Below are 15,538 nucleotides of genomic sequence, written 5' to 3' on the forward strand. Positions count from 1 at the left end.
CAGAGGCTCTACGAAAAATATGTCCCTGCAAATGTCAGGGAATACATAGACGAGCGTGATGAAGAAGAAGTAAAGCCAGAAAAGCCGAAAAAGACCGCAAAAACAACAGCGGCTGCCGGATCAGTTCCAACCACTCAGAATGAAAACTAATTGATAACGCAGCATCAGCCTTTATTTGCCCTCGTGTCCGATTTTCCGTTATGGAGTAGGATAACTTTACCCTTGCCAGAAGTAAACCGAAATTTGAGCCGAATTTGGCAGCAGTTTAAACAACAGGATTGTACAAGGGGTTTTGTAGAATGAGATGGCAATCAGAGGTGGACTCCATATGATTCAGGTGCGGGATAAAGAGAGGTGGTCGCAGAGCGACCGCCTCTCGCCTACATCGCCCGGCAGTGCCGGGCGGGGAGAGATGTATGGTGGGTGATCGGGAAAGCAGTTTTGTGACAGGAAGGTGGTCAGAATAAGGTGAAAGCTGCTGGAATAGGGGATTTATAAGGTGGTCAGAGGTGGCACAGTGGGAGTTATCTGAGGGGTTAAAAGGAAAAATTTAAACAATGTTACCATTTGAAGGGAAATAAGTGGATGTGTCGAATAATTTCTTGTACGCAATAATAAAAGACGATATTTGGCGTTTGTAAACATGCTATCCAATGCAGTATTTATGGAAATTTAGTATGTTTAAAGCTATTATGAGTATAATAGGCAGTTAAAAGGAAAAATGAGGTGTTATTATGTATGAGAAACAAATTGATAAATTGGCAAAAAAACTAGCAGATGCAAAAGAGCAGTTACAAAAAAAACTAGAAAATAACGAAATTACACAGGAGATATATGATGAGTTACTAGACTTTACTTTTGATTTTGAAATTGAGGATTTATCATGCACCGATAAATTTAAAAAGTCTTTTGAAAAGAAAAAAGAAATTAAATGCAGTAGTTTGATTTTAGAAATATATAATGAACATAAAAGCAGTTTCAGAAAAGCTATTTTATTAAGTGATTGTCTTTTAGATCCTTTGTCATATAATTACACACAAGATAAATATGAATTGACAACAAGAATTTTAATGAGAGCATTGACAGCAGCCGAAAAAGAAAAATATCCAGACGTGTTAACACAAGAACTTGACCAACTGTTGCTACTGACAAAAATTTTGCATGAAAATAATTTGAGAAATTCTAAAATGCTGGAGGATAGTGAGTTTAGTAGTTTCACGCTATCACAACAGATTCGTATGATATGTATTTTTTTACAGGATCAATCAAGACTTATGGTTGAAGCATTAAGAACTGAAACGGCAGGGGAAAGTTTCATAACCGGAATGGAAATGACGGTTGCTAACAAAAAAGTGGATTATAGTGAAGATATCAAAGTTTCGTTGGTAGATAATTATGAAGCGTTACTTGAATATTATGATGTTTTGATTAGGTATATCTACTATAGGAATAGAAAAGACTTGAAAAAAGAGAAAAAGTTCGAACATGGTAACATTTCACCGTATAAATTGCCCACATTTGAGGAGGTAACCAATATTGCAATGCAAAGGGTATATTATACGAAAACATGGTCTAAGTTTAAGTATTTAGAATGGCAGTTGGAAATAAGAAAAACTAAGGATAAAGTTAATGTATTTGCATTAGTACCAAAATATAAGGACTTGTATAGAGAACATATAATTGCAGGTTTAAGGAGAAGGTATATTGCGACTACAAATCTAAGCAATCAGAGCTCTGAAATGATGCTGATAAGCCAAAAGAACATTAAAATAATTGCAAGTGGGATAAATATTAAGGATATAGATTCGCTGTTCCATGTCAATAAGGAACAGTATCTTAATGCAAAAGGTATTGGAACTTTAAAAATTGAAACCTATAGAAAAAGTGTAAAAGATTTTTATTTGAAAACTCTGATAAATGATATACAGGTAGAGACGATATTATTAGGGTTTGAATATTTATTTTCATTAGCTGCTATATATAGGCAATCTATAGATAATAATTTTAGCCAGGAGAAGGAAGAAGACTATCAATATCTAGTTCCTATTATCGAAAAAGGAAAATTGATAGAACAGTTTGCTATTTTATACAATTTAGATAATAATATATCAACCAAAATAATTGAATATTTTGTATTTACGGAAGGGATGAAAGCAGAAGGAGATATTTTTTCAAAACCATTAATTCATATTGGGAGTGATAAACTTCTGTTCTGTGAAACGCTTATAGAACAAATGAATATTGAACGCATAATCGAGATGCTTTTTGAAGAATATGAAGTTGATTTAGCAGAAATGGGAATTACGTTTGAACAAAAAATTAGAACAATTCTTTCTTTAAGTCCTTACTTGTATGTAAATACTAATAAGGTTGAGTTTGTGGCATATGATGGTAAGAACGTAGAGTTCGATTTTATTGGAATCTTTTTAGATTACTTATTATTAATTGAATGTAAATCAATGACTGTGCCATATAGCGATAAGGAAGTGTATAAATGCGAATCAACAATCAAGTATGGGGTTGAACAAGTTAATAGGCGTTGCAAGGTAATTCAAAATGATTGGGATAGGATTAAATCTCTATGTAACATTGAATTGCCAAATGAACCGCTGCCAGATGATAAGATAATTAAGATAGTATGTACAGATATTTTTGATTTTACAACTTTAAAATATGATGGCATAAGGATTACGGATGAATCAACACTTTTGAAATTCTTTGTAAATCCGATAGTGAAAGTTTATTCAGGTTTAAATAGGAACAATCCGATATGTCATCAGAGAATATGGAAAGGTAGCAGCCCAACAGTAGATGAATTTTTTTCTTATTTAGACAAACCTGTAACTGTTGAGTTTATTAAACAGTGTATGAAAGAAGAGGTTAAGCTATATCCATGTTATAAAGGAGATCATCCGATTGCAATTCTTGATCAAATAATTGCAGAAGATCCTTTTAAAAAAGAAATATCAGAAACAATAAGAAAAAGTAGTAAAACGGGAAGAAATGAAAGATGTCCTTGTGGCAGTGGTCGAAAATACAAATATTGCTGTGCTAAAAGTAATTGAAATTTGTAATGTAAGCACGAATATTACACTAGTTTATTGTGTTAATCTCTTATACTTCATATACTGTAACTTGATGGATATAGATCTAAATACATATGTTATACAGCACTCTATGGAATTTAACCTACAATTCCATAGAGTGCTTTTATATTCTTCAAAGAGTGGAGGTGATATTTTGAACCAACCCCAACACAAATCAAAGCACAGAACCGCCGTCTGGCTCTACCCGGAAACCATAATCAAGATGGATTCCATGATTGAAACAGGCAACACAAAAAGCCGCAGTGAATTCATTGAAAAGGCTTTGCAGTTTTACATGGAATATCTGACAAGTGAAAATACTTCGGAGTATCTTCCGAAAGTCTTGGTATCAGCAATACAAGGAATTTTAAGAGAAACGGAAAACAGAAATTCAAGCAATCTTTTTCGCCTGTCGGTTGAGATGTCCATGATGATGAATATTCTTGCGGCAGGGCTTGAAATCAGTGATGAAGATTTGAGAAAGCTTCGTGGCAGATGTGTAAATGAGGTGAAAAAGACTAAAGGAAAAATCAGCATAGGGAATGCAGTGAAGTTTCAGCAGGGGATTGATGAGTAAAAGAGGAAAAGGAGATTTCGTATGCCGAGATTAATTTTGAAATGCCCGTATCTGAAAGGGGGCACAGAAAAAGCTGCGGCTCACTTATCAAACCTTGTGAAGTATACTGCCACCAGAGATGGCGTAGAAAAACTGACTGAGAAAAACAGAAATCTTCCTTCCACTGCAAAGCAGGCGGATCTGATAGAACAAATCATAAAAGAATTCCCCGGAACGAAAAATCTATTTGAATATGAGGATTACATAAAAAACAAAACCATTGAGAATGCATCTGAGTGTATCTCAATTGCTCTTGAGCAGAACCTTGATAAAATAGGACAGCGGAAAAATTATGTTGATTATATTGCGAACCGCCCAAGAGTTGAGAAAATGGGTACTCATGGTTTATTTACTGGCGGAGATGATGTGATTGTACTCAGCAGAGTTGCGAATGAAGTAGCAAACCACACTGGAAACGTGTGGACTCCAATAATTTCATTAAGAAGGGAAGATGCCATTTGTTCCGGATATGACGGAGCGGAAGCATGGCACAATATGCTTTCATATTTTGCACCACAGATTGCAGAAAGCATGAAAATACCGATTCGGAATTTCAGATGGTATGCGGCTTTCCATAATGAGAGCCATCATCCGCATATTCATATGATTTGCTATTCTGTAAATCCTGCTGATGGTTACCTGACGAAAAAAGGAATTGAAAAAATGAAGTCGGGGCTTATGAAAAATATTTTCAAAAATGAAATGCAGATTATATATGAAGAACAAAGCCAGAGGCGTGACCGATTGAAAGCTGAGAGCAGAGAAACCATGCTGAAACTTATATCTGAAATGAAGTCTGGAGTTATACAAAATCCGAAAATAGAAGAATTATTGTTAAGCCTGTCAGAAAGACTGAAATTAACAAATGGTAAAAGGGTATACGGATACTTGCAGCCAAACGTAAAGGCAATTGTTGATGAAGTTATAGATGAGCTTTCAAAGGAAGAGGCAGTGACAAAGGCTTATGAGCTGTGGTATGAAATGCGTGAGGAAGTGCTGCACAGCTATATGGATGAACTTCCCGAAAGGCTTCCGATTTCCAAGCAAAAGGAATTCAAGTCCATAAAAAATATGATAGTTGCAGAAGCAGATAAAATCGCAAAGGGTGAACTAATCTTTGAGGAATGTGAAATTGCTGAGCCGGAGTATATTGATAGTTTCGCTGAAACAGAAAGCTCGGAAATAATTGAGAGTTCTGAAATCGCTGAATTTGAACTACCTGACGATGAAATAACTGATGATGATATTGAATGTCTTGACGTTTATGTAAAATGGACAGATGAGTACAAACAGGCTCGTGAATATTTATTTGGAACGGAAGAAACTGCACAGGATTTTGAAAAAGCACTGGAACTGTTTCTGTCAGAAGCAGAGAACGGCAATGTTCTTGCAATGCATGACCTTGGCAGAATATATGCGAATGGTCTTGGCGTGGAAAGTGATAATGACAAAGCGCATAAATATTATGCAAAAGCACTTTCAGGTTTTGAACAAGTGGAAAGTGAAAAGGCATGGAAATATACCGAATACCGCATTGGAAAAATGTTTGCACAGGGGCTTGGAACAGAGCAGGACTATGAAACGGCAGCGCAGTGGTTTGAATTATCAGCAGAAAAGAAATACAAGTATGCGCAGTATTCGCTTGGCGGACTGTATTACCGTGGACAGGGAGTGGAACTGGATTTTCAGACCGCTTTTTCATTGTATTTAAAATCAGCAGAGCAAAGCTTTCCTTATGCAGATTATGAGGTTGCTAAAATGTATCGGGACGGTGTTGGTATAGAAAAGGATGCAGACAAAAGCAACAATCATTTCAAAAAAGCCTTTAAAGGGTTTGAAGCCCTGGAAAGCAGCAGCCACGATGACAAATTGCAGTACCGGTTGGGATGGATGCTCCAGAATGGTATAGGCACGCAAAAAGATATTGAACGGGCAAAGGAATACTTTGAAAAGTCAGTGAAAATGGGTAACGTATTCGCTGGATATTCACTTGCAAAGCTGATTCTGGCAGAACAGAATCCCGATCAGGAAGAATTCAAGAGCGCAATTCAGTACTTGCAAAAGGCGGCAGCCAACGAAAATGAAAGATGCAAACCAATCCGGGCATTGTCACAGTATGCGCTTGGCAAGATTTATTTAGAGGGAAAGTATATACCAAAAGATATTAATAAAGCAATCGTATATTTAACGCAGTCAGCCGAACAAAAAAATGAGTGGGCTGCTTATCGGCTCGGAAAGCTTTATTTGCTTGGGAATGATGTTCCAAAAGATATAGAAAAAGCATTGACCTATCTCACAAAATCGGCAGTGCTAGGCAATCAGTTTGCTCAATATATTCTGGGGAAGCTATATCTACTTGGAAAAGATGTTCCGAAGGACAAAGAACTAGCAATAAAATGGCTTACACTATCAGCAGAGCATGGAAATGAGTATGCCAAATTCCTTCTGGATAATATGGATAAGTTCAGGGAACCTTCTGTGGCACTTGGAATTTCAAGAATGATGTATCATATGGGGAGAATGTTTGAGAATAATGTGCCACAGACTGCCAAAACAGCAATTGGATTCAAGGTGGATAGTAAGCTGATGAAGAAGATGAGGGAGAAGAAGGTCGGACAGGGGTATAAATCGGATGAACAAAGGATGAATTTGTGAAAATATGAATTATATGTTATACGCAAATATTGATTTATGTTATACTAAAAGTGCTAATTGTACAAATAATGGTGAGATGGGGTTTGTGAAGACTTCATTGATTAAAGAATGACTTAACAGCAAATATGATGCTTACTATCAATAGGAATTATATGAAAAGAAACATAATTGTAGGTGGGAAATTGTGTAGTCTACTTGGATAGAGTCCTCAGAAATTTAATAAGAAACTAAAACGTGATAAAGTTTTCTTTGAATAAATGCTGGCAGATGGTGATGAATTGAATGTTGTGTAAGCGCAAGTATTTATAATGTCGAATGGCAAAGAATCGGAGTTAACTATCAATAAAATGGTGCTTAGATGGGATGGATAAAATATGGGAATGATACACTACTTATCTGAAAGTGATTTTAAAAAGTCACTTGATAAATATTGTTTAGATAAGTGCTCTAAGTGTGGAGGTATTTTGGAAGTTTCGATGGAGCACATTACTGTAAACGTAGTTGGTAAAACAATGGATATTGAAGAAATACCTATGCTAAAGTGTAAAAAATGCGGAGTAACTTATTATTCTTATTATGCACAAGAGATTCTATATGGGATGTATAATGAGTTGAAGAGAAGAGGAGATTTAGGAGTTAAAAGTAAACCCAATGGTTATAGAAAAATGTATGATTATGCAGCAAGCAAAGGGTTTGTGTATGACCATAGGGATTATGAAAGTATCCCTGGATTAAGATTTGATGATGAGCATTCAAAAGAGGGATTTCTTACTCCAGTGTTTTTTGACAGAAAGGCTTTGTTGTATTTTATTGCGGATCCAGAATATATAGTAGATATTTTTTCTGAAACGTATGGACATATCGGGAAAAAAGATTCAGAAGGAATATATCCGTATGAATGGGATGTACCTTTTGGTTTTAATACAAATGGGAAATTAGTTTTTTGGCTTGGTGATATTGACACTATGGACGATATGAGCCAAGGAATCTTTAGAAACTTCAATATAGCGTCCGATCATTTGCTGATTGATTCCGAATTTTATCAAGCACAAATGAATTGTATTTTTAGTGAACCAATAAAAGAAAAACAGATAATTTCTAATATGAAAATTTTTGTAAATAATATTCATAATAAGTATGGAATTGAATTATCTCACTTAGTAAATGAATGCAAAATACAAGAAATAAATATAAAGAGACCTATAGTGTTTAATGAGCAAAGTGTCTCTGGAATTGTAAATGCTTTTGATAAAATTCTTGTCGAAGGTATCAGTGTTGTTGGATTAAAGTCTTTGTATGAAACCTTATATGGTGAGAAAAGAAAACTTGGCTATGAAAAATGGCAGTCGATTCGTTTGATAAAAGAAATCCTAAAGCAATTGGGTTCTGGAGTTCAAGAAATGCCAGATATTGAAAAAATGATTTCGCCACTTTATATTTTACATGACTATCGTATATACTTAGACCATTTATTATCTGAGAATGAACAGGAAAAAACTCGATTACATATATCAGAAACAATGGGGGCAGAAAAATTTTCGGAGCAAGAAAAGATATATTATGAATTAATACGAAGATTAGATGTTTTGTATCAGTATCTTGTATTACTTTCTAAATAAACATCGTTCATATGAACAATACATTATGAATTTTAAAGGATTAAAGAGTTTTGTTTTTAAGTTGAGACAAAGTAGAATGAATAGGAGGTAATTTTGAAATGCAGATTAATCACAGTATACTTAATAACAAGTATATATATTTAGATTGGAATGTAATTAAATATATGAAAGAACCACGTCCAGATAAAAAAAATATAGATGAAGAATTCAAAAGAATTGTTTTTCAATTAAAAAGAAGGTATAAGTTTCCGTATAGTATGGCTCATATTAAAGACCGGGCAAATAATTATAAGAAAGAGTATTATGATAAAGTTAAAGAAGATTTTGCGTTTGCTGAAACTGTAAATGAAACACTTTGTTTAGGAATAGATGGTGATGCATCTCTGGTAATAGTGCAAGAATCTATGCTTAAATGTTTTGACGAATATGTTGCTGAACCTGAAAAAGCTTGTTTGATTAATAACGAATATTTGACTTGCTCATTTAGGGTTGATATGACACGAATGGATATTTCACATCCTATGTTTGATTTTTTTAATGCACGCGGGGGTATATATTCAGCAAAAAACATGGAACTGTTCCTTATAGATATGTATACATCTATTTTTAAGGATATAAATAAATATAAAAAATTAAGAGAATACGTTGTGAAAATAGATTTAGATAAAGATTTTAATCAAGTATATTCATTAAGTGAGAAAATGAAATTAGATAGATTGATTTATCATATATTTCCTTTTTTGGATTCGTTTCAGGATGACACTGAGACATTGATGAAAAAATGGCCAGAGATAGCGAAAAGGTGGTTTTCGTTAAACAATGGGAACTTAAGGCGTGACTTGCTATTAATTCAAGGATATTCACTTCTTGATATGCACCCGTTATTTAATGAAAAATTGAAAAAAAATAAAAATACTTTAGATAACATTATTAGAGATGGCAACAATTGTTTCTATGCATCCAATGCTCAGTATTTTGTTTCAGAAGATGAAGATACTAGGGAAAAAACGAAATTTCTTTATGGTGCTTATGATATAAAAACAAAGGTGGTAAGTGAAAAAGAATTTTTGAATTATTTTGAATTCTAAATATGTTTTGCAAATGTTTGATGTAATTTGGCGTACTGCTTTTCGTATAACTCCAGATGATAATAGAAAACAAATTCACTGTGAGATTAAATTCTCATTTGGAGAAGGAACTTCCTACGTTTATTGATGGATAATACTTACACAAACAATAAGTTTGCACCTTCTTTTTAGCTCAATACTTTGGAGGATATGACGTGAACGCTAGCAGAAACCTGATTTTAAATAATGGGAAAGACATTACAGCGAATATTAAGTTCTGCCAGTATAATTCTGATACAGGTAGATATGACGTCACTTTTCACAATGGAAAAACATATCCGTACGGATATTATTCTATAGAATGGTTAAAAAATCCTGAAGTCCTTAACCCAGTCTTAGTACATATTACACATGATAACCGTGAACTATTTAAGATTCAGGATATCCGTGTTTTTCATGCAAAGGCAACAGATTACTGGCATATCCGTTTTTCCGACGGTAGCGAAAGAATTTATGAATGGTGGGAATTAAAAATAGTAACTTCGTGCCTTGGTGAAAGTGAAACGCAGAACTGCATGAGTTATTTGCGGCAACAGGCATCAATCAACGAGCTCAAAAGCAATGATGGCGAAATTCTATTGAAGAAGCAGTATGAGAAGTTGAATTTTGTCGGCAACGATACAGCTATGGCAATCTACCTAAATCCTGAGAAGTATAAAATTCACACTTACCAAAAGAGCAATCTAATTTTTCCGTTTGGTGGTAATGCCAGCCAGTTCAAAGCGGTCAAAAATGCGTTGAACAATCAAGTCAGTGTTATTCAAGGGCCTCCAGGTACGGGTAAAACACAGACGATATTGAATATAATCGCCAATTTGTTGGTAGATGGAAAAACTGTTCAAGTCGTATCCAACAACAACTCTGCCACAGCAAATGTGCTGGAAAAGCTATCTTCTCCTAAATACAATATGGACTTTCTTGTGGCACCGTTGGGAAACTCGGATAACAAAAAAGCGTTTGTTCAAGGTCAGACAGGCCTCTACCCAGATCTCAGGATGGGGAATGGATACCAACAAGCAATTTGAGTTGCAGGAAAAAATACAAAGTCATGTCAAAGAGTTGACCGATTCATTTAATAAGCAGGAACGCCTTGCACAGGCAAGGTTAGAACTGGATTCATTGCTTTTGGAAATAAAATATTTTCAGCAGTATTGCAGTGAAACCAGTTTTGCTTACTCAGATATTTGGCCCCGACGTCACCTAAAATCGAAAAGGCTTATGCAACTATGGCAGGAGTGTTACGAGTTTTCAGAAAAGGAACGTGCAATTTCGTTTTGGTTCAAAATTAAGAGCACTTTTGTTTACGGCATTTCAGACTGGAATTTCTATAAAAGCGGTATGCCTACCATCATTACGCTTTTACAAAACTTGTTCTATCAGGCTCGGAAATCGGAACTGAGCAACGAGATTGTTACACTAGAAGAACATTTAAAGGCCATCGATGCCAATCGAAAGATGAATGAACTGACAGACTGGTCAATGGATTACCTGAGAGCAAAACTGTTCAAGCAGTTTGAAAACAAGCCGGAGCGCGAGACATTTTCTGAGGAGGACTTGTGGAAGAATTCCAGCAAAATTGTGAAAGAATATCCTATAGTCCTCAGCACCACATTTTCTTCACGCAGCAGCCTAAAGGGCGTAATATACGATTATCTCATTATGGATGAGGCCTCACAGGTAGATGTAGCTACTGGTGCATTGGCATTGTCTTGCGCCATAAATGCAGTCATTGTTGGAGATCTTAAGCAGTTACCAAACGTGGTAAAGGATGATATGAAAAAGAGAAGTGATGCCATTTTCAACTCTTACAAGCTACCTCAAGGTTATTCTTACTCTGAAAACAGCTTTTTGAAATCCATATGCAGCATTCTCTCTAATGCTCCGCAGACTTTGCTCCGGGAGCACTATCGTTGCCATCCGAAAATTATAGGATTTTGCAACCAGAAGTTCTATAATAATGAATTGGTGGTCATGACAGAAGACCACAGTGAGCCAGATACGCTGGCAGTCTTCAAAACGATGATCGGCAATCATCGACGGGACCATATTAATCAACGACAGGTTGATGTGACAATTCAAGAAATACTTCCTATGCTGAAGAATGTTAATGCAGAGGATATTGGAATTGTTGCGCCATATAAAGACCATGTAGCAGATATTGTCCATTATTTGGACACTGATAAAATTGAAGTTCATACAGTACATAAATTTCAGGGACGTGAGAAAGACACGATTGTCTTGAATACAGTCGATGACGTAGTTACTGATTTTTCCGATGACCCATGCCTTTTAAATGTTGCGGTTTCCCGTGCCAAGAAAAGGCTCTTCCTTGTGGTGTCAGGCAATGTGCAGCCCAATGATAGCAACATCGGTGATTTGATAGACTATATTGAATATAATAATTTTCAGGTGGTACAGAGTGAAATCTATTCGGTATTCGACCTGCTTTACAGGGAATATACAGATGCTAGAATCACGTTCTTAAAAAAGCATCCACACATATCCGAATATGACTCAGAAAATATAATGTATGGTGAAATCATTGACATGCTGTACAGCCGTCCACAGCTGTCTCTAGGTGTTATTTGCCATCAACCACTGAATATGCTGATTCGTGATCCGAAACGTCTAAACGATGAAGAGTGCCGGTTTGCCATGAACAAGGCTACACATATAGACTTTCTGATTTACAATCGTATAAGTAAAAAGCCTGTTCTTGCAATAGAAGTGGACGGGTTTCACTATCACAAGCCTGGTAACCTGCAGTATGAGCATGACAGGATGAAGGATCATATTTTGGAACTCTACGGAATCCCACTATTACGTTTTGCCACCAATGGAAGCGGTGAAATGTCCAAAATCGGGCAGGCACTCGATGAATACGAAAGAAGCAGATAGAATTCACTAATTTGTTATAAAGTTATCGTAAAAATTATAAAACGGAAATTTACATATGGATGATAGAAAAAATGGTATTGAGAAAAAATTTATCGTTGGCTTTATGATATATTGAAATACTATTTGATAATGCGCCCCCAAAAATATGATAGCTTTTATGAAAAATTATGAGATTAAGATTATGTTACGAGTAGCCGTATGCCCAGAATTTAAAGAGTTCTAACCCTGAGTGTTAGTTCTACTTGACCATTTGATACAATGTTATATTGTGTCCAAAACAGCCTTTCTTAAGCGATAGGCTGTTATTTTTTTACCTCTATCATTCAAAACTTAACATAAACCCCTATGTGAAACGCCGTCCAACAAAATGGACGACGTTTCATTATATCAGGAACAAAAAACAATAAAGGAGGCAGTCTGTGGGTACATACATTCATTTTGAGGAGGAACAGAAACAACGTGCCAACAGTGTTGATCTTGAAGAGTTTCTGAGAAGGCAAGGAGAAACACTGCTTTCATCCGGCAGAGAAAAAAGGCTGAAAAGCGACCACAGCATTACAGTTCGTGGAAACGAATGGTTTGATCATGCAGCAGAAGAGGGTGGTCTTGCTATAGATTTCGTTCAAAAATTTTATGGATTGTCTTTTCCTGATGCTGTAACAATGCTGCTTGGAGGAGAACAGGGAGAGGCGTACACCAAGGCAAGTGCTAAAGAAGAAGTCAGGAAACCGTTCAATTTACCGCCTAAGAATAACGAAATGCGCCGTGTTTTTGCTTATTTGATGAAGCACAGATACATTGACCGGGATGTAATCAGTTTTTTTGCAAGGGAAAAGCTCATTTATGAAAGCATAGAACAATCGGCTGATAAAACTAAAGAATATCACAACGCCATTTTCATAGGTTACGATGAAGCTGGAATTCCACGCCATGCTCATAAAAAAGGGATTTATACAGAGGGTAAAGGCTTTAAGGGTAATATCGACAGCAGCAATCCATGCTACAGCTTTCATTACCTTGGAAGCAGTGACCGAATCTATGTGTTTGAAGCACCTGTAGATATGCTCTCGTTTATTACAATACATAAAAATTCCGATTGGAAGAAACACAGCTATGTTGCACTCTGCGGAGTATCAGAACAGGCATTGTTTAAAATGCTTGAAATCAATTCAAATATAACTCATACGGTTTTATGTCTGGATTATGATCCTGCTGGAATTGAGGCTTGCGAAAAAATTGCAGACCTGTTAATTGAAAAAAACATTGCCTGTAGCAGGCTAAAATCTAATAATAAAGATTGGAATGAGGATTTAAAAGCCAGTCAGAATATGCCGTCTATTCCGGCTGAAGAGCATCCGCAGCATATTCTAAGAGATGAAATGTGCGATGAAATCTTGATGCTTGTTAAAGGACTTGAAAGAAGAGAAACAAATCGTTCTGATGGCGAGAAAGCCATTAAAGAAGCACAACTGCAAACTGGATCACAGGCTGATGCCATTAAAACGGCATCAGCTATTTTTTTATGTCTTTCATTAAAGGAATACAGACAGCTTGGAAATGCAATTGCCGCTGAGGATATTGTCGGGAAAATGAAAAATGAGTTTCGGGCATATCAAAACAGAAGCAAGTGGAATCCAACGATTTCTGATATTGAAAAACAACTGTCGGTGTTCAAACATCACAACGGAATTGTTTTGGAATCGGAGAAAACTGCTATTGTACAATACTATGAAAAAACGGCATTAGAACTTTTAAAATCAGCTATCCGACTGGAGCTGACACAACAAAAACAAGTACAGACTCCGATGTTAAAAATGGCATAACAAAGCGAGGCATGGGAGAATCCGGTGCCTCAAGTTTCAGAAAGGAGGATACATATGAATTCACAAGTATATATTTTAATAGCCGCAGCAGCTGTAATGTTTTCAGTTATCGGCGGTTTATCAATGCTTGCCCACTATTATACCTTAAACGGAATCAAATCTAAGACTGTAGGAGATGGACAGCATGGGGTTGCCAGATTTGCGACAAAAAAGGAAATTGAAACAACTTATCAGCATATACCTTTTGACGTAAGATCATGGAGAAAAGGACTGAATCTTCCGGTCGATGAAAATGGGAATGCTGTACAAGGACTGGTAGTAGGATGTACAGGAAACAAAGGAGCTATTAATGGGCTAATTGATATCGGAGATGTGCATTGTCTGATGATTGGTGCTGCCGGTGTTGGCAAAACTGCATATTTTCTATATCCAAACCTTGAATATGCCTGTGCCAGCGGTATGTCCTTTATTACAACAGACACAAAAGGTGATCTTGCTAGAAACTACGGAACAATAGCAAAAGAAAATTACGGATATAATGTAGCAGTCATTGATTTAAGAAACCCAACAAGAAGTGACGGTAATAATCTTTTACATTTAGTAAATAAATATATGGACTTTTACAGAAAAGATAATGACAATCTTTCAGCAAAGGCAAAAGCCGAGAAATATGCAAAAATTATATCCAAAACAATTATATCAACAGATGGAAACAATGCTGCGATGGGGCAGAATGCGTTCTTTTATGATGCAGCGGAAGGACTGCTCACTTCGGTTATTTTACTAATTGCAGAATATCTTCCACCAGCAAAAGAAGAAGGTCAACTGGTTGATAAGAGGCATATAATTTCTGTTTTCAAAATGGTTCAAGATTTGATGGCACCAAGCAGAATAAAAGGTAAAAGCCAGTTTCAATTATTAATGGACAAACTCCCATCAACCCATAAAGCAAAATGGTTTGCAGGAGCAGCGCTTAATTCAGCAGAGCAGGCAATGGCTTCTGTGCTCTCAACTGTTCTTTCAAGACTCAACGCCTTCCTGGATTCTGAAATGGAACAGATTTTGTGCTTTAACACGGCCATTGATGCAGAAACCTTCTGCAATGAAAAGTCCGCAATCTTTCTTATACTCCCGGAGGAGGATGTGACGAAGTATTTCATGGTATCGCTGTTTTTACAGCAGTTCTATCGTGAAATGCTGACAGTGGCTGACGAAAACGGCGGTAAGCTCCCAAACAGGGTAATGATATTTGCAGACGAAATAGGTACAATTCCAAAAATAGAATCCTTTGAAATGATGCTGTCAGCAGGCAGATCCCGAAGAATATCAGTAGTGCCTATAATTCAGTCCTTTGCACAACTTGACAAAAATTATGGCGCGACTTGTTAGTCAGCAACCACTATCCTATAGGATTAAGCCCTATAGGCGTTAGACCGTGTAGTGTTAAAATGGCTGGACAAAGTAATTTGTCTAACTGTAACTTCGATAGGTGGAATGATGGAGTAACGCCCCGAAACGCCTACCCTGATACTCCGATTGGCGTTGCAAGATAGTAATTGCAGGGTCAAAAGCTCGGTGAAGTCGACTGAATGCACTCGCTATATCGACAACGGTAAAATGTAAATGTATCGTTATGGCAAAAGCAAGCCAGAGGTGGCTGTGGGTGTTAGGTCGGGGGTCTACAAAATATCTATGGTGAGAATGAATGAAAATT

At 36.3% G+C, this 15,538-nt stretch carries 8 protein-coding genes and 1 pseudogene; all 9 read left to right on the forward strand.

Annotated elements, in window-relative coordinates:
• Positions 1-734: 734 nt before the first annotated feature.
• Positions 735-3,065: a YecA family protein gene (locus LY28_RS19625; protein ID WP_242981421.1), complete on the forward strand. Its 2,331-nt coding sequence runs from the start codon at positions 735-737 to the stop codon at positions 3,063-3,065.
• 175 nt (positions 3,066-3,240) lie between these two features.
• Positions 3,241-3,663, forward strand: a complete 423-nt coding sequence (locus tag LY28_RS18330; RefSeq protein WP_242981422.1) for a hypothetical protein — start codon at positions 3,241-3,243, stop codon at positions 3,661-3,663.
• A 21-nt stretch (positions 3,664-3,684) separates the two neighbouring features.
• Complete coding sequence (mobP3, locus tag LY28_RS18335) at positions 3,685-6,357, forward strand: MobP3 family relaxase (RefSeq protein ID WP_110463620.1); 2,673 nt, start codon at positions 3,685-3,687, stop codon at positions 6,355-6,357.
• Positions 6,358-6,731: 374 nt separating this feature from the next.
• Positions 6,732-7,976: a hypothetical protein gene (locus tag LY28_RS18340; protein ID WP_110463621.1), complete on the forward strand. Its 1,245-nt coding sequence runs from the start codon at positions 6,732-6,734 to the stop codon at positions 7,974-7,976.
• A gap of 98 nt (positions 7,977-8,074) precedes the next feature.
• A complete protein-coding gene (locus tag LY28_RS18345; protein ID WP_110463622.1) occupies positions 8,075-9,064 on the forward strand; it encodes a hypothetical protein in 990 nt (329 codons plus the stop codon).
• 194 nt (positions 9,065-9,258) lie between these two features.
• Complete coding sequence (locus LY28_RS19630) at positions 9,259-10,128, forward strand: AAA domain-containing protein (protein WP_242981423.1); 870 nt, start codon at positions 9,259-9,261, stop codon at positions 10,126-10,128.
• Positions 10,129-10,321: 193 nt separating this feature from the next.
• On the forward strand, positions 10,322-12,001 hold the full coding sequence (locus LY28_RS19635) for an AAA domain-containing protein (protein WP_242981424.1): 1,680 nt from the start codon (positions 10,322-10,324) through the stop codon (positions 11,999-12,001).
• A gap of 419 nt (positions 12,002-12,420) precedes the next feature.
• Complete coding sequence (locus tag LY28_RS18355; RefSeq protein ID WP_110463623.1) at positions 12,421-13,824, forward strand: DUF3991 and toprim domain-containing protein; 1,404 nt, start codon at positions 12,421-12,423, stop codon at positions 13,822-13,824.
• 54 nt (positions 13,825-13,878) lie between these two features.
• Positions 13,879-15,201: pseudogene (locus LY28_RS18360) on the forward strand (type IV secretory system conjugative DNA transfer family protein); the annotation flags it as partial.
• Positions 15,202-15,538: the final 337 nt, after the last annotated feature.

It is taken from the genome of Ruminiclostridium sufflavum DSM 19573, from assembly GCF_003208175.1.
Lineage (GTDB): Bacteria > Bacillota > Clostridia > Acetivibrionales > DSM-1351 > Ruminiclostridium > Ruminiclostridium sufflavum.